This is a genomic window from Rhizobium sp. 22-785-1 (assembly GCF_053521965.1).
Map to the genome: position 1 here is coordinate 227550 of NZ_JBNWDI010000005.1, position 17219 is coordinate 244768.

A 17219-nucleotide genomic window follows, 5' to 3' on the forward strand; every position below is an offset into this window, starting at 1 on the left:
TTTGGCGGCTGATCCGGTTCTTGACCAACGTTACCTGACCATGCCGCACACCGAGCGCGGCATGGTGATCGGGCTATTTGGCGGGTCCTTCAATCCCCCGCATGATGGCCACGCACTGGTGGCGGAAATCGCTATGCGTCGTTTGGGCCTCGATCAACTCTGGTGGATGGTGACACCCGGCAACCCGCTGAAGAGCAAGACGGGACTGGCACCACTAGCCGAACGGATCGCCGCCTGTGAGGACCTCGTCACTGATCCGCGCATCAAGATCACCGCATTCGAGCAGACCCTTGGGGTCAGCTACACGGCCAATACGCTCGCCAAGATCAAAGCGCGAAATCCGCACGCCCGTTTCATCTGGGTCATGGGTGCGGATAATCTGAGGACCTTCCACCATTGGCAGAAATGGCGCGTGATTGCTGAGACCTTTCCAATTGCCGTCATCGACCGCCCAGGGGCCACGCTTGCCTACCTCTCATCCACCATGGCGCAGGCCTTCAGCCATGCGCGGATCGATGAGGACGATGCCGGGGTCTTGTGGAAGAAGGACGCCCCCGCTTGGGTTTTCATTCACGGTCCTCGCTCGACCTTGAGTTCCACTGCCATACGCAACGGGCATAAATGAAGTATGAGCCTCTGCGCTACGGCCCACCATCTTGAAAAGTGAATATAATGATGCCACCTTTACTGTGTGCCGTGGTGAATCGCGGCGCTCAGTATCTGTTTTGTCATTTCGGAAAGGAAAACCTCTGACAACAGTACACACTAAGGGAAGAGCTTACAGCGCTATCCCGAAGGGCCAGGAGAGTGGCGTCGATGCCGCCCGTCGTGCCCTGGAAACCGTCCTTGCGAGTGTCGAGGACTCCAAAGCAGAAGATATCGTTTCCCTGAACATTGCCGGAAAGTCGGCGCTGGCAGACTACATGGTGGTCGTGTCCGGGCGCTCAAGCAGGCATGTGACGGCGATCTGCGAACATCTCATCACCGACATGAAGGATGAGGGTTTCGGTGGCGCGCGTGTTGAAGGCCTGGAGGCCGGCGACTGGGTGCTGATCGACGCAGGCGATGTCATCATCCATGTGTTCCGTCCAGAAGTGCGGGCGTTCTACAACATCGAAAAGATGTGGGCGACCCCGGACATCGAGGAAGAAACACTGCATTGATCGCGGGTTAGAGCATGCCGCGCAAATATATGCAGCGGTTTTGCATTAACGACACGCGATGAAGCGTAGGAATAAGGCGTAAGCGCCAATCTGAGAGGTCGCGACACGCTTTAGGCCGAAGGCTTTTCTCGGTCGCATGGAAATCCGCAGCCAGTTCTGCTACAAACCGCAGCCTTACAGGGTTGCGAACGGGCTGATATGTGAATGCGGATTTCAATTTTTGCGGTGGGACGGCTGAAATCCGGCCCCGAGAAAGAGCTTGCGTCTCGCTACCTGGATCGCTTCGCCAAGGCCGGCCCGGCCATCGGGCTGGAATTCGGCAAGATGATCGAGGTGCAGGAAAGCCGCGCCTCCAACCCGGATACGCGCAAACGCGAAGAAGCGGCGATGCTGGAAAAGCACCTGGCCGATGGCGCCGCACTGATCCTTCTGGACGAGCGCGGCAAGGCGCTCGACAGTCCCGCTTTCGCCGAGCTTTTCGCCACCATGCGCGATAATGGCAAGCGCGATGTCATCATCGCAATCGGCGGTGCGGACGGGCTGGACCAATCGCTGACGGAGAAGGCAGCCGCCACGCTCTGCCTCGGCAAGCTGACATGGCCGCACCAGATCGTGCGCTTCCTCATTTCCGAACAGCTTTACCGGGCCGTGACCATTTTATCAGGCCATCCCTACCACCGCGTATAGAGCTTCCTTTGTGCGTCCTTCAGGGTGCACAAAGGACGCTCTAACTTTTCGAATCTACGCATCGTGCTCTCCGAAAATCGATTCGATTTTCGGGCCGATGCTGCAGACAATCTCCCCTCTGCGGCTCTCACCGACATGCTTTCGTCGCAAACGCGCATCTATGTCGGCTGGCTTTCATGCCTATTGGCGCAAAGCCGCGAAGCAGCGTATGGTCGCCAATCTTATCGAGCGGGTAGAAGAACGACGTAATGGGTCAAACGTGCGACAAATTCCGGCTTGCGCTGACGACGGGCGTGGCACTTGTCGTCCTTGGCGCCGCATCCCTTCACACGCCCCAAGCTTCCGCCCAGGACGCAGCGCCAGCCACACCCCCAGCCACGCAACCGGCAGAGACGCCAAGCGAATTGCAGGAACTGGAGACGCGCCGTGACCAGAACCGCCAGGATTTGGAGGAACTGGTGGACAGTATTGGTTTGTCTGAAGACAAGGCGCGCCAGCTTGAAGAGAGCATCGCGGCGCTGAACCAGGATACCGCGAGGATCAAGGAAGAGCTGATCGCGTCCGCCCAGAGACGCAAGGATCTGGAAGCCAAAATCAATGATGGGCAGGACCGGCTGGCAAAGCTGAGCGTGCGCGAGGATTCCGTAAAGGCGTCACTTCGCGAGCGCCGCGGCGTTCTGGCCGAAGTTCTGGCCGCCCTCCAGCGCATGGGCCGCAACCCGCCACCCGCCCTTCTGGTGTCCCCTGAAGATGCGCTCGCCTCCGTCAGAAGCGCGATCCTGCTGGGAGCTGTGGTTCCGGGCATCCGGGCCGAAACCGACAAGCTCATCACCGCTCTCAAAGAATTGACTGACTTGCGCCAGGCGATCGCTGTGGAGCGTGAGCAGTTGACAGGCATGATGACGGCAAGTCTGGAGGAGGAAAAACGCCTCGATCTGCTGCGCGCCGAAAACGACAAGAAGAACAGCCAGACCGCAGCCGAACTGGAAGCAGAACGCAAGCGATCTGAAGAACTTGCCAGCAAGGCGACAAGCCTTGAAGGCCTCGTTTCATCGCTCGAAAACGAGATATCGTCGGTACGCGAGGCCAAGGAAAAGGCGCGTTTGGAAGAAGAGCGGATCGCCCGTCTTCCGCCTGCTGAACGTGACAAATTGGAGGCGCAGAGCGAGGCTGGAACGCCCGATAAAAACCGCATTGCGCCCGCATATCCGTTTTCGAGCTTGAAGGGTAAGCTGGCAATGCCGGTTTCAGGCGAAGTGCTTCGACGCTTCGGCGATGCCGATGGAACCGGGCATTTCTCCAAGGGAATCGTCGTCGCGACCGGCCCGGAAGCACTCGTTACAGCACCAGCGGACGGCTTCGTGGTTTTTGCTGGAGAATTTCGAAGCTACGGCCGCATGATCATCCTCAATGCTGGTGACGGTTATCATCTGGTCCTGACAGGCATGGACAATGTGAGAACGCGGCAGGGCATGTTTGTTTTCTCCGGTGAACCGATTGCCTCCATGGGCGTAAAAAGAGTGGCAAGTGCAGCGGCTTTGGCGCTGGAAACTGACAAGCCAACGCTTTACATTGAATTCAGAAAGGACGGAGTGCCGGTTGATTCTCAACCCTGGTGGTCCGCAAAAAATACCGGAAGGGCGCGTAATGATTCGTAAGGCTTCGCTTCTTCTCATCGGTGGGCTCATGGGCGCCACAGCGATGAGCGTTATCTATTCTGCCAGCCTGCCGGCGCAAGCCGCAGGCCCTTCCACATACAAGGAATTGTCGATCTTCGGCGATGTCTTCGAGCGCGTGCGTGCGCAATATGTAACGCCGCCGGATGACAAGAAGCTGGTCGAAAACGCCATCAACGGAATGTTGAGCTCGCTCGATCCGCATTCGAGCTTCATGAATGCCGAAGATGCCAATGACATGCGCACCCAGACCAAGGGTGAGTTCGGCGGTCTCGGCATCGAAGTGACGATGGAAAACGAACTGGTGAAGGTCATCTCGCCGATGGACGATACGCCGGCCGCCAAGGCTGGTATTCTCGCAGGCGACTTCATCTCCGAAATCGACGGTCAGCCGGTGCGTGGCCTGAAGCTCGAAGAAGCGGTCGAGAAGATGCGCGGCGCCGTCAAGACGCCGATCAAGCTTACCATTATTCGTCAGGGCGCCGACAAGCCGCTCGACATCACCGTCATGCGTGACATCATCGCAGTTCGCGCGGTCAAGTCCCGCGTCGAAGGTGGCGATGTCGGTTATCTGCGCGTCATCTCCTTTACCGAGAAGACCTATGACGATCTCGAAAAGGCGATCAAGAAGATCAAGCAGGATGTACCGGCCGAAAAGCTCAAGGGCTATGTGCTCGATCTGCGCTTGAACCCGGGTGGTCTGCTCGATCAGGCGATCAATGTTTCCGATGCATTTCTGGAGCGCGGCGAGGTGGTTTCCACCCGCGGACGTAACCCGGATGAAACCCGTCGCTTCAATGCAACGGCTGGCGACCTGACCGATGGCAAGCCGGTTATCGTTCTGATCAACGGTGGATCGGCGTCGGCGTCTGAAATCGTTGCCGGCGCGCTGCAGGATCTGCGTCGCGCAACGGTTGTCGGCACGCGGTCCTTCGGCAAGGGCTCGGTCCAGACGATCATTCCGCTGGGCGAAACCGGTGCGCTTCGTCTGACGACGGCGCTCTATTACACGCCATCCGGCAAATCCATCCAGGGTACCGGCATTACGCCTGACATCAAGGTGGAACAGCCGCTGCCGCCAGAACTTCAGGGCCGTGTTCGCGCTGAAGGAGAATCGAGCCTTCGCGGCCACATCCAGGGCCAGAGCGAAACCGAAGAGGGCTCGGGTTCCGCAGCTTACGTTCCGCCGGAAGCCAAGGACGACATCCAGCTGAACTATGCGCTGGACCTGCTGCATGGCACCAAGAACGACCCATCCTTCCCGCCGAACCCGGAAAAGGCAGTCGTCAACAAGCAGTAGGACATCTAAGGCACTGGTCTAAGGCCGGTGCCTTTTCATGTCCGCTCAGACGTTACCCACGCATCAGCCACGGAAACATCATTGTCATCAGACCTGCGTAAACCGCTCATGGGTCGGAAGCGTAAACAGAGCGCCGGGTTCTTCCGGCGCTTTTCTGTGTCGATGCTGCTTGCAATTCTTGTTGGCGGCGGTGTGGCCGGACTATCCCTCTACACGGCTCTCTCTCCAGGCAATCTGGCAAAAAGCTCCACCGCGCCGGACGTGACACTGGGACCGGCGGGAGCGCCGCAGGACCAGGCGGTAGCCGCAAACGACGGTAACGCCGTTGACCTGCAAAGTGGCCGTTCCGGCGCCAATGTTCAGCGCAATACCATGTCGGACGGCAACGTCGTCTCCGTCTTTTCGCCGAAGGACAGAACCGATAATGCGCCTGTGCTGATGACCGGCCAGACGGTTGGGCAGGATCCACGTGTGGCCATGCGGCCGAATGACGAGCTTTTGGAGGATAGCCCCTTCGGCAGACTGCCGATTGTCAGCGCAGACGGCTTGAAACCGATGGATCAGTACGCCAGACCCTGGTCCGGTGCGCGTGGCACCCGGATTGCTATCGTCGTTGGTGGCCTGGGGCTCAGCCAGACCGGCACGCAGAAGGCCATCAAGGAACTTCCGCCTGAAGTCACCCTCGGCTTTGCCGCGTCGGGGAACAGCCTGCAGCGCTGGATGCAGGAGGGCCGCCGCGAAGGTCATGAAATCCTGCTGCAGATACCGTTCGAGCCTTTCGGTTATCCTGGCACCAATCCCGGCCCCGATACGCTGCTCATTTCCGATCCGCCCAAGGTCAATATCGAGCGGTTGCACCGCTCCATGGCCAAGATCACCAACTATACCGGCGTGATGAACTATCTTGGCGCGCGATTCATGGCCGATGACAAGTCGCTTGAACCCGTCCTTCGCGATATTGGCCAACGTGGCCTGCTCTTTCTGGATGACGGTTCGTCGGCGCAATCGCGCACCAGCATAATCGCGAAGGCCGTTTCCACGCCGACAGGCTTTTCCGATCTGCAACTGGACGATCAGGTGAACGAGACAGCCATTCTGCGCAAGCTGGACGATCTGGAGCGAATTGCCCGCAGAAACGGCTCCGCTATCGGCGTCGCCTCTGCCTTCGATGAAAGTGTTGCCGCCATTTCCAAATGGTCGGTCGAGGCAGCTGGTCGCGGCATCGAGATCGTTGGTGTTTCCGCGCTTGTTTCGCAAGACGCCAAACAGTAAGTCTTCCCCACAACCCAACAACGTCCGGATTAGAAAATGTCGATCACAGCAGCCGATCTGCCATACCGCCCCTGCGCCGGTATCATGGTTCTGAATGATAAGGGCCTCGTATGGGCCGGACGCCGTATCTCGCAAGGCAATTCAGAGTTCGATGGGTCGCCCCAACTCTGGCAGATGCCGCAGGGCGGCATCGACGAGGGAGAAGCCCCTTTGGCTGCCGCCATTCGTGAGCTCTATGAAGAAACGGGCATGAAGACGGTGACGCTGCTGGCCGAGGCGCGTGACTGGATCCATTACGATCTGCCGCCGCAGCTGATCGGCATCGGGCTTCGCGGCAAATATCGCGGCCAAGCGCAGAGATGGTTTGCGTTCAGGTTCGATGGCGACGAAAGCGAAATCCAGATCAACCCACCGCCCGGCAGTAACGAAGCGGAATTCGACGCCTGGGACTGGAAGCCGATGGAAACCTTGCCCGACCTGATCGTGCCGTTCAAACGTGCGGTCTACGAACAGGTCGTCGACCAGTTCCGCCATCTGGCAGCCAAGTGATGGCAACAAAAAAGGCGGCATCTCTGCCGCCTTTTTCAATCGTCTGTCAGAATTACTCGGATTCGGCAGAATCGGCCGAGTCGGCGTTGAGCTGGCCGTACTTGGCTTCGCCGATCTTGTTGAGCAGATCGAGCTGTGTTTCGAGGAAGTCGATATGGCCTTCTTCGTCGATGAGTAGCTGTTCGAACAGCTTCATCGAGACGTAGTCGCCAGCGTCGTGACAGATGTCGCGAGACTTCTTGTAGGCTGTCCGAGCGTCATATTCGCCAGCGAGATCGGCTTCCAGCACTTCCTTGACATTCTGGCCGATGCGCAGGGGCGCTACGGTCTGAAGGTTCGGATGGCCTTCGAGGAAGATGATGCGATCGATGATCTTGTCAGCGTGCTGCATCTCTTCGATCGACTCGGCGCGCTCTTTCTTGGCGAGCTTCGTATAGCCCCAGTCGTTCAACAGCCGGTAGTGAAGCCAGTACTGGTTCACCGCACCGAGTTCGAGGAACAGTGCCTCGTTAAGCTGCTCGATGACTCTTTTGTCGCCTTTCAATGTCCGCTCTCCTGTGGTCTTCATGTAATTGTTTCAAGCGGGACATAAAATCAAAAACTTCGGCCTCAGTCGAGTGCCGACGTGCATGATAGTCTTCCGTCGTTTTGATGATCAGGTCGACGACAGTCGGGAAACAGCCACAGCAACGACCGCGCTTCTGCATGGCGTGATAGACTTTCGCAGGAACGATGAGCTGCCAACAGTCTTCGTCCAGAAGCTCGTTGATGACATCGCGAATGTCGTTATCGGTGATGTAATTGCAGCTACAAACCAGCATGATCCAATGCCTGTGTGACCCAACGCGTTGTTTTTTCTGTTAAACCAAAACAGGACATTCAATGTCAAGAAAAACAATCACGCGATTGGACAAGTGATCGGCTTAGATCGCTTCTAAACTAGATGAAAAGTTTCGTCTTTTCATTTATTTAGCAGATTCTTGATGAGCAGAGCGTTGATCGGCCCGATGAACTCAATCGGCGAAAGGCATCCGATCTCACGGGTTTGTGATCTCTTTTTCGCCGTCCGTTAGGCGAAGTACTGTCCGCCATTGGCCGTTAGTGTCGATCCTGTGATGAACCCGGCATCATCGGATGCAAGGAAGAGCGCACATCGGGCAATCTCGTCCGGCTCACCCAATCGACCGACCGGGATCTGCGGGAGGATGCGCTCGCTCAAAACGGTTTCGGGAATAGCGCGCACCATCTCTGTGCCAATGTAGCCGGGGCAGATTGCGTTGACGGTGATATTGCGCGACGCGCCTTCCTGTGCCAGCGCCTTCGTCAGCCCGATATCGCCAGCCTTGGAGGCGGAATAGTTCGCCTGTCCCGCCTGGCCTTTCTGTCCGTTGATCGAGGATATGGTGATGATGCGCCCAAAACCGCGCTCGCGCATGCCGGGCCAGACCGGATGGGTCATATTGAAGACGCCATTGAGATTGGTATCGATGACGTCGCGCCATTGCTGCGGCGTCATCTTGTGGAACATGGCATCTCGCGTGATGCCGGCATTGTTGACGAGGATGTCGATCGGTCCGAGCGTTCGCTCAACCTCCGCCACGCCCGCCACGCAAGCATCGTAATCCCGCACATCCCATTGAAAGGCTGGGATGCCGGTTGTCTGCCGAAAGGCTTCGGCGCGATCCTCGGTAAAGACGTAATTCACCGCGACCTTGTAACCCGCTGCCTGGAAGGCCTTGGCGATTGCTGCGCCGATGCCGCTCGTTCCACCCGTTACCAATACCACACGGCTCATCTTCAAGGCCCTCGATTTTAATGCATGGTCCTTTAGAGGGGCCAACATGGCATTTCAATGTTTTCAGACGATCACAGACCCTCTAGGCACATGGCAACGCCCATGCCACCGCCAATGCAGAGTGTCACAAGGCCCTTTTTTGCCTGACGCCGTTTCATCTCGAAAACGAGCGTGTTCAAGACACGCGCGCCAGACGCACCGATCGGATGACCGATGGCAATCGCCCCGCCATTGACGTTGACGATCTCCGGGTTGAGATCGAGGTCGCGCACCACGGCACAGGACTGGGCGGCAAAGGCCTCGTTTGCCTCGACCAGATCGAGATCGCCAACGGACCAACCTGCCTTGCTAAGCGCCTTGCGCGAGGCAGGGATTGGGCCAGTTCCCATGATCCGTGGATCGACACCGGCGGTGGCCCACGACGCGATGCGTGCCAGCGGCTGGATGTTGCGTCGGGCAGCCTCTTCTTCCGTCATCAAAAGCACGGCGGCTGCGCCATCATTGAGTCCGGAGGCATTGCCAGCCGTCACGCTGCCGTCCTTGTCGAAGGCCGGGCGCAGCTTCGTCAGCGCCTCGAGCGAGGCACCCGCACGGATATATTCGTCTGCGGCAATCGTCACATCACCCTTGCGGCCCTTGATAACGAAGGGGGCAATCTCGTCTTCAAAGCGCCCGGCTGTCTGTGCAGCTTCTGCGCGGTTTTGCGAGCGCACCGCATATTCGTCCTGCTCTTCGCGCGAAAGCTGCCACTGGCGAGCGATATTCTCTGCCGTGATACCCATGTGATATCCATGGAAGGCATCGATCAAACCGTCCTTCAGCATGGTATCGATCATCTTGAAATCGCCCATCTTCACGCCGCCCCGCAAATGCGCGCAGTGCGGTGCCATGGACATGGATTCCTGGCCGCCTGCCACGATCAGGGAAGCATCCCCAAGCGCGATCTGTTGCGCGCCGAGTGCAACGGCGCGAAGGCCCGAACCACAAAGTTGATTGATACCGAACGCGGTTGCTTCCTGCGGGATGCCAGCCTTCATTGCCGCCTGGCGCGCGGGGTTCTGCCCCTCGCCTGCAGTCAGCACCTGTCCCAGGATCGCCTCATCGACGTCGGTCGCGGCAACGCCTGCACGGTCCAGAACAGCGGTGATGACGGCTGCGCCGAGTTCGTGCGCCGGCGTGTTGGAAAAGCTCCCGTTGAATGAACCGACCGGCGTGCGGGCAGCGCTTGCGATCACGATTGAGGATGAAGCCATGAATGTTTTCTCCCGAATTTTGGCGCGAGACTGTCAAAGCTTGAAGCGCAAGTCAATTTGGCGAGGTTGATTTCATGGCACGCCGCAAAGCAACATCGACATGCTGTACAATTGCTGCGCAAGAAAGTGACTGCTGCATCGCACAAACCATTTGTCAGATGCCTTTGTTTCAGCATAGTCTTTTGGATGGGAAGAGTAAAAACACCAAAAAAATGCGCAATACCGGCATCGCGAGGAGGCGAGCATGGGAAGACATGGCGGCGAGACCATTATCAAGAAATACGCCAATCGGCGTCTCTATAATACCGGCACCAGCACCTACGTGACGCTGGAAGACCTGGCGAAAATGGTCAAGCGCGGCGAGGACTTCAAGGTTCAGGACGCCAAGACATCTGAAGACATCACGCACGCCGTCTTGACGCAGATCATCGTGGAACAGGAAGCCAAGACCGGCAACACGCTGCTACCGACCGCCTTTCTCCGCCAGTTGATCTCCTATTACGGCGATCAGATGCAGATGGTCGTGCCGACCTTTCTCGAGCATTCGATGAAGACCTTCTCCGAGCAGCAAAGCCATATGCAGGAGCATATGGGCAAGGCGTTCGGCGACCCGTCGCTGACGAAGAATTTCTCCGCGCCGTTCCAGCTGATGGAAGAGCAGATCAAGCGCAATACCGAACTCTTCAAGCAGACGATGCAGATGTTCACGCCCTTTGCAGCACCTGCATCGGCGCCGAAGGAACAGCGCAAGCCTGACGCCTCCGAGATCGACGAGTTGAAGGCACAACTGCGCAACCTCCAGACAAAGCTCGATCAGCTTTAAACTCGGTCAGCGCGAAACTGTTGAGCGGTTTGCGACAACGACATGCGACAAAACCAAAGCGTGGGGCGAAGCTGAAAGATCGCGACACGCTTTAGATCGTCTTCGGCACCCTGAGCAGCAGCATAAATCCAGCGCCCAGGAACAGGATCAGCGTTGCCATGCCGACATGGGCGGAGCCAGTTACATAGGTGGTTGCGGAAAACATCAGCGTTGCCATGAAGCTGGTGGCGCGCCCGGAAAGCGCATAGATACCGAAGTAGCGACCCGCTTCGGCAACGGTAATGTTGCGAGCCAGATAGGAGCGCGACGAGGCCTGCACCGGGCCGAAGGCAAGGCCGATCAGAACACCATAGACCAGATAGGCCTTCTCCGCCCCACTGCTGAAGAGGCCTTGGGTTTCCTCCGTCGAGAACTGCAGCAGGCCAAACAGTGTCGATGTCTTCTCGGTCGAGACGATGCCAAGCGTTGCCAGCAACAGCAGCAGCAGGCTGACGATAATCATCCTGCGCGAGCCGAGCCGCTGATCGAGCCGGCCGGCCGCAAAGCAGCCGCCAATGGCGACGATGTTGAGAATGATGCCGTAAATGCCGATTTCCATCGTCGCCCAGCCGAACATGCCAGCCGCGAAGGCACCACCGAGGATGAGCAGCCCGTTGACGCCATCCTGGTAGAGCATCCGCGCGATCAGAAAACGCGTGATCAGCGGGCGGTGGCGCAGCTCCCTCAGCGTCGATGTCAATTCCGACAGACCCGAGCGCACGGCCCGCCCAAGCGGCAGCCCCTTCTTTACATCCGGCGTGAAGAAGAACATCGGCAGGATAAAGATGAAATACCAGATCGCGGCGATCGGTCCGGTGATGCGGGCATCCTCTCCCGATGCCGGGTCCAGACCGAAAAGCGGCGGCAGGCCGATGATGGTAAGGACCGTCTGTGGGCTGGCTGCCATGAACAGCACGATGAAGATCAGTACGATCATCCCGCCAAGATAACCGAGCCCCCAGGCGGCGTTGGAAATCCGCCCGACATTTTCAGGTGTCGTCAGACGCGGCATCATGGAATCGTTGAAGACGATGGAGAACTCGGCCGCAATCGAGGCAAAGATCATGAAGAGGGCCGGCCACAGCACCGGTGATCCGGGCGCGGCAAACCACAACATCGCAAGACAGATAATCTTGATGACGGCAAAAAACGCGATCCAGGGCTTTCGCGACCCGGACTGATCGGCAATCGATCCAAGGATCGGTGAGAAGATCGCAATGACAACGGACGAGATGGTCGCGACATTGCTCCAGAGCGTCTGCGCCGAGACGGGATCATCCGTCAGCCGCGCGACGAAATAAGGCCCGAAGATGAAGGTGGTGACGACGGTGAAGAAGGGTTGCGCTGCCCAATCGAACAGCATCCAACCCCAGATCCCCTTGGCGTCCGTTTTTGGCGCGTCCGCCGTGGACTCGACCGATTCTGTCACACGGAAAGAAGAACTCAATGGATTGCCTTTCCGCATGCAGGCGACCCGGCTTTTACAGCCGGGTCATTTCGCCGTTGGACCTTATACGCTTCTGGTCTGGACTATATCGGAAAGCAGACCGGCGGCAACGGTGAGGCGCGCCAGATTTGTCTCGCCACTATCGCTGAGTGCAGCAAGTTCCGAGACGATGCGATTGACGCGGACACGATCGGCTGAATACCACGCCTGCACCGGGTTCTTCTCCTTGGCATGCTCGGTCAGCGCAGAAACCACGATACGTCGACGCGATGAGGCAATCTGGTCCTGGCTGCGCAGCAGCGCGAGGCTTTCATAGTGATCAGCCGGGCTGACCCGCTGGCTGGCATCAAGAAGCCTTGCGACGCGGAAGGTGGTGGAGACAGCGGCGTAGCTTTCCGCAGCCCGCGCCAATGTCGTGCCGGCCTGATCAGCGATCAGCATGATTTCCGGTACATAGACCAGCAATCGAAGCGTTTCCAACTCCTTGAGCAGCGAAGGTGAAACGCCATCGACTTCGGCAAGACCGATTTCATCCTGATACTTTGCCGCAGCCGGAGACAGCGTCTTGATGGCACTTCTCAGTCGCTCCACCTCGTCCTGCATGGCACCAGTGATGGTGCCTGCCGTCTGGAGATAAAGCCGCGTCGCGTCGCCGAAGATCCCCATAATTTTGGCATAGAAATCGTTTTGCACATCGCCGGAAATCTGCCCATCAAGTGCGTCGATTTCTCCCCACAGCCGCTTAAGACCGAAGCCATCCTCGACGATCATTGCGGCCTTGACGACGGCAGGCGCCAGCAGGCCGCTCGCATCCACCAGCTTCTGCACGAAACCCGGACCACCACGGTTGACCACCTGGTTGGCAAGGACAGTGGCGACGATTTCGCGATGCAGACGATGGCTGGAAATATCGCCCGCATAAGTCTTCTGCATCTTGCTTGGGAAGTAGTCGGTAAGCAGGTGCTGCAGATAGGATTCGTCAGGCAGGGTGCTTGCCACCAGCGTGTCGAACAGGGTCAGCTTTGCGTAAGAGAGCAGGACGCCGATTTCCGGCCGGGTCAGCGACTTGCCCGAAGCATAGCGCTCGCTAAACTCCGCATCGTTCGGCAGGGTTTCGACTTTGCGGTTCAACTGGCCGGAGGATTCCAGTGCCGCCATCAGACGGCCGAGCTCCTCGCGGTTGCCGCTGCCCTTACGCTCGACAAGCGAGATCGCCAGCGACTGCAGGTAATTGTTGCGCAGCACCAGTTGCGCCACTTCCGACGTCATGGAGGCCAGCAGCTGATTGCGCTTCGGCAAGGTCAAGCGACCGTCATTGACGGCAGATGCCAGCGCGATCTTGATATTGACCTCGACGTCGGAGGAATTGACGCCCGCCGAATTGTCGATGGCATCCGAGTTGCAGCGTCCGCCGGACAGCGCATAGGCGATGCGACCTTTCTGGGTGATGCCGAGATTGGCGCCCTCGCCGATCACCTTGGCGCGCACTTCCGTTGCATTGATGCGGATAGGATCGTTGGCACGGTCTCCGACCTCTGCGTTGGTTTCAACCGCCGCCTTCACATAGGTTCCGATACCGCCGAACCACAGGAGATCGGCAGGAGCTTTGAGGATCGCCGTCATGATTTCGAAGGGTGTCGCCACCGTCTTGTCGATACCGATGGCCGCCGCAGCTTCCGCCGTTAGCGTCACGGATTTTTCCGCTCGCGAAATGATCATCGCACCCGTGGAGAGTGTCGAGCGGTCGTAATCCTGCCAGCTTGAACGCGGCAGTTCGAAGAGCCGCTTTCTCTCGGCAAAGGATTTGTCCGTATCCGGCGTCGGGTCGATAAAGATATCACGATGATCGAACGCGGCGATCAGTTCGATCTTTTCCGATAGCAACATGCCGTTGCCGAAGACGTCGCCGGACATGTCACCCACGCCGACGACCTTGAACGGCGTGGTCTGGATATCGGTGTCCATTTCGCGGAAATGGCGCTTGACGGTTTCCCAGGCGCCACGTGCGGTAATGCCCATCTTCTTGTGGTCGTAACCGGCAGATCCACCAGAGGCAAAGGCATCGTCGAGCCAGAAACCAGCCTCTCGGGCAAGCCCGTTGGCGGTATCGGAAAAGGTCGCCGTTCCCTTGTCGGCAGCAACGACGAAATAGGGGTCGTCACCATCGAGCCGAACCGTATCAACAGGCGCAACAACATCATCGCCTACGATATTGTCGGTGATGGACAGAAGCGTGCGGATATAGGTCTTGTAGGCATCCTTGCCGGCATTGAAGATCTCGTCGCGATTGCCGCCTACAGGCAGCATCTTTGGAAAGAACCCGCCCTTGGCGCCGACCGGCACGATGACGGCATTCTTTACCTGCTGGGCTTTGACGAGACCAAGAACTTCCGTGCGATAATCCTGGCCACGATCCGACCAGCGAAGACCGCCGCGTGCCACCTTGCCGAAGCGCAGGTGGACGCCCTCCACCTCCGTGCCGTAGACGAAGATTTCACGGAAGGGACGTGGGTCCGGCAGTCCATCTAGAAGCTTCGGATCGAACTTGAAGGCAAGCATCGCCTTTGGCGAACCGTCTTCGTTGCGCTGGAAGTAGTTGGTGCGAAGCGTGGAATCGATTGCGTTCACGTAGCGACGAAGCGTGCGGTCCTCATCCAGATTGGGCACGCCGGAAAGATCGGCCTCGATGGCTTTGTGGAGATCGGACAGCTTACGCAGCCGCGCCTTCTCACCGAGCTTCGGATCGAAACCATGGGCGAAGAGTTCGAAAATTCTCCGCGCAATCGCCGGATATTTGAACAGCGTCTCGGAAATATGCTCCTGCGAATAGACGATGCCCGTCTGGCGCAGATAGCGCGCATAGGCGCGCAGCACCGAAACCTCGCGTACCGTCAGCCCGGCGGCAATGATCAGGCGGTTGAAATTGTCATTGTCTACAGTGCCGTTGAAGGCGGCGAGAAACGCCTCTTCAAGCCGCGGCCCATTGACGGAAAGATCAAGCGTCACGCCCGGCTGAACCCTCAGCTCCATATCATGAAGAACGATGACATCGGTATGATCGCCGGAAAGGACGCCGATATCGAACGTCCGTTCGCTGATGACGCTGAAGCCGAGATTTTCCAGAAGCGGCACGCGGCGCGACAGCGGCAGATGGCCGTCACGGTGGAAGATCTTCAGCGAGAGAATGTTCTGAGCCTGCTCAGGCGTACGGTAGAACTCGATGCGAACCGGCTCGCCCTTGGCAGTGGCGACGATATCGGCCATGTCGCCGATCGCTTCCTCTGGTGTGAAGGCTTCCTGATAGGCCTGATCGACATCGAGCGACGGAGCGCCTGGCTCTGAGAGTGCGGTGAAATGATCGATCCAGCGTGCGGCGATATCGCTGACGGCATCTTCCAGCTTGTCCTGCGCAATCCGCGGGGTCTTGCCATTACTGCGCCCGACGATGAAGTGAACGCGGGCCAGTGCCCCTTCCGGAAACGCCGGGTAATAGGCGGAGATGTGGCCGTCATAGACGCGGGCGAGATAGTCGCCGATCTTTTCGCGCACATAGGAATTATACTCCTCTCGCGGCACATAGATGATGACGGAGACGAAGCGGTCGAAACGATCGATACGGGCAAGCACCCTCACCCGCGGACGGTCGGCAAGCTCCATGATCTGCTCTGTGTAGCGAACCAGAAGATCGGTTTCGATCTGGAAGAGGTCGTCACGCGGATAGGATTCAAGCGTGTTGTGCAGTATGCGCCCCGAGTGGCTGTTGGGGTCGAAGCCGAAATGCTCTTCCACCTCGGCGGCCTTGGCGCGCAGAAGGGGTATATCCCTGACCGAGCGTGTATAAGCGGTTGCAGTGAACAGGCCAACGATGCGCAGTTCGCCGATCACGTTGCCATCAGCGTCGAAACGCTTGATGCCGATATAGTCCATATAGGCGCGGCGATGGACGAGCGACTTTACGTTGGCCTTGGTGACAATGAGAAAATCCGGGCCGTCCAGAAACGCCAGGATTTCCGGCGTTGTCATAACAGCATCCTTGCCAAGCCGCAGCACGCGCACATCAGGATCGCTCAATATCCCGAGACCGACACCGTCGCCGCGCTCGATCTTCGCCGAACTTCCTTTGCCGGAATAGATGTAGTCGCGCATGCCGAGAAAAGTGAAATTGTCCTTGCGTAGCCATTCGAGGAATTCTGTGGCTTCTGCGCGGTCAGCCTTGCGGCGCGAGGAACCGCGCTCCTTCAATTCGTGCAGCGCCTCATCGAGCTTGGCCAACATTAGCTTCCAGTCGCTATAGGCAGACTGAACCTGGGCTAGAACAAAGCGAAGCCGCTCTTTCAATGCGTCTGCAGCCTGAGATGAGATTGGCGCGATATGCAGCTGGATGAGGCTGATAGTGTCTTGCGCTGCATCTGCGTCCGGATCGGCCAGCCTATAGCCGCCAATCGCCTGGGCATCGGCCACCATGATAGGATGTATTGCGAGATAAAGGCTACGATAGCTGCTGGTCACTTCCCCCATTATCGAGTCATAAAGGAAGGGCATATTGCCCCCGATGATCGTGAGAACGGAAACCGGGACCTCACGCGGAGACACACCCTCGACCTGCGCAATGCCGATATAGGGACGACCGTCTTTCCAGTGCGACAATTCGCTCGATGTATGGCTTGCCGCGAGCGCCAGCATCTCCGGCGAATAGTATTCGATATCGTCAGTGCTGGCACGACTAAAAAGTGTAGTTGGATCGATAAAGGGCTTGCCATTGGCTTGCGCCAGATTTTTTGCTTTTTCGAGCTGTTTGTCGCGTTTTGGGTTGCTTCGGTAGCCCATTTTGCCTTCTTTCTTCCGAAAATCCGTCCATCTCGACGATAAAAGGGAGAAAAATCATGATTTTCCCCAAACTCGAATCGGATATTGGCCCGGAATTATGAATAGTTTAAGTGGCAATCGACAATTTAAAGAAGCGCTTGGAATTTAATCGATTGACCCCGCTTGGCCGCTCGATTTCGATGGTTTATTGTGCGCTTGATGTTAACGTCTGAATAATCCTTGTTGTGACTCCAGAGTCACGGTGGAAGCAAATTATTGATTTCCACGTATTTTTGTGGTAGACAGATAAAACTGATCCACAGCGCGGCACTTGTGTGCCCTAAAACACCACGAAAGCAAATCATCAATTGCACGCGGTTTCCGTGACATATCCTACTTTTGTGTTATC

At 57.7% G+C, this 17219-nt stretch carries 14 protein-coding genes; 8 read left to right on the top strand and 6 right to left on the bottom strand.

Going from position 1 to position 17219, the window contains the following annotated elements; genetic code table 11:
* Positions 1-40: 40 nt before the first annotated feature.
* From ACQZ5M_RS12640 to ACQZ5M_RS12670, 7 genes are all read left to right on the top strand, one after another.
* Positions 41-625 (top strand): nicotinate-nucleotide adenylyltransferase, encoded by a 585-nt coding sequence (locus ACQZ5M_RS12640; protein WP_296019317.1) that lies wholly within the window; start codon positions 41-43, stop codon positions 623-625.
* A gap of 100 nt (positions 626-725) precedes the next feature.
* The gene (rsfS, locus tag ACQZ5M_RS12645; protein WP_296019221.1) at positions 726-1163 is read left to right on the top strand and encodes a ribosome silencing factor; all 438 of its coding nucleotides are present in this window, start codon (positions 726-728) and stop codon (positions 1161-1163) included.
* A gap of 204 nt (positions 1164-1367) precedes the next feature.
* A complete protein-coding gene (gene rlmH, locus ACQZ5M_RS12650; RefSeq protein ID WP_296019219.1) occupies positions 1368-1850 on the top strand; it encodes a 23S rRNA (pseudouridine(1915)-N(3))-methyltransferase RlmH in 483 nt (160 codons plus the stop codon).
* Positions 1851-2098: 248 nt separating this feature from the next.
* Positions 2099-3508 (top strand): murein hydrolase activator EnvC family protein, encoded by a 1410-nt coding sequence (locus ACQZ5M_RS12655; protein ID WP_296019216.1) that lies wholly within the window; start codon positions 2099-2101, stop codon positions 3506-3508.
* Positions 3498-4826: a S41 family peptidase gene (locus tag ACQZ5M_RS12660; RefSeq protein ID WP_296078602.1), complete on the top strand. Its 1329-nt coding sequence runs from the start codon at positions 3498-3500 to the stop codon at positions 4824-4826. The genes ACQZ5M_RS12655 and ACQZ5M_RS12660 overlap by 11 nt, the downstream gene beginning before the upstream one ends.
* A gap of 81 nt (positions 4827-4907) precedes the next feature.
* On the top strand, positions 4908-6098 hold the full coding sequence (locus tag ACQZ5M_RS12665) for a divergent polysaccharide deacetylase family protein (RefSeq protein ID WP_296078601.1): 1191 nt from the start codon (positions 4908-4910) through the stop codon (positions 6096-6098).
* A gap of 36 nt (positions 6099-6134) precedes the next feature.
* Positions 6135-6647, top strand: a complete 513-nt coding sequence (locus ACQZ5M_RS12670; protein WP_296078600.1) for an RNA pyrophosphohydrolase — start codon at positions 6135-6137, stop codon at positions 6645-6647.
* Between the two features lie 52 nt (positions 6648-6699).
* On the opposite strand, the gene bfr is transcribed toward ACQZ5M_RS12670, so the two are convergent.
* From bfr to ACQZ5M_RS12690, 4 genes are all read right to left on the bottom strand, one after another.
* Positions 6700-7191 carry a bacterioferritin gene (gene bfr / locus ACQZ5M_RS12675; protein ID WP_027673553.1) on the bottom strand — a complete coding sequence of 164 codons (492 nt, stop codon included), beginning with the start codon at positions 7189-7191 and terminating at the stop codon, positions 6700-6702.
* A complete protein-coding gene (locus ACQZ5M_RS12680; RefSeq protein ID WP_113326764.1) occupies positions 7157-7468 on the bottom strand; it encodes a (2Fe-2S)-binding protein in 312 nt (103 codons plus the stop codon). The genes bfr and ACQZ5M_RS12680 overlap by 35 nt, the downstream gene beginning before the upstream one ends.
* A gap of 248 nt (positions 7469-7716) precedes the next feature.
* The gene (phbB, locus tag ACQZ5M_RS12685) at positions 7717-8442 is read right to left on the bottom strand and encodes an acetoacetyl-CoA reductase (RefSeq protein WP_296034876.1); all 726 of its coding nucleotides are present in this window, start codon (positions 8440-8442) and stop codon (positions 7717-7719) included.
* A gap of 71 nt (positions 8443-8513) precedes the next feature.
* Complete coding sequence (locus tag ACQZ5M_RS12690) at positions 8514-9695, bottom strand: acetyl-CoA C-acetyltransferase (protein WP_296078599.1); 1182 nt, start codon at positions 9693-9695, stop codon at positions 8514-8516.
* Between the two features lie 244 nt (positions 9696-9939).
* Here ACQZ5M_RS12690 and phaR point away from each other — a divergent pair, with 244 nt between their 5' ends.
* The gene (gene phaR / locus ACQZ5M_RS12695; protein ID WP_296019201.1) at positions 9940-10518 is read left to right on the top strand and encodes a polyhydroxyalkanoate synthesis repressor PhaR; all 579 of its coding nucleotides are present in this window, start codon (positions 9940-9942) and stop codon (positions 10516-10518) included.
* Between the two features lie 91 nt (positions 10519-10609).
* On the opposite strand, the gene ACQZ5M_RS12700 is transcribed toward phaR, so the two are convergent.
* Together ACQZ5M_RS12700 and ACQZ5M_RS12705 are read right to left on the bottom strand one after the other, a co-directional pair.
* Positions 10610-11920 carry an MFS transporter gene (locus tag ACQZ5M_RS12700; RefSeq protein WP_449079956.1) on the bottom strand — a complete coding sequence of 437 codons (1311 nt, stop codon included), beginning with the start codon at positions 11918-11920 and terminating at the stop codon, positions 10610-10612.
* A 147-nt stretch (positions 11921-12067) separates the two neighbouring features.
* A complete protein-coding gene (locus ACQZ5M_RS12705) occupies positions 12068-16831 on the bottom strand; it encodes an NAD-glutamate dehydrogenase (protein ID WP_296078597.1) in 4764 nt (1587 codons plus the stop codon).
* Between the last annotated feature and the right edge of the window lie 388 nt (positions 16832-17219).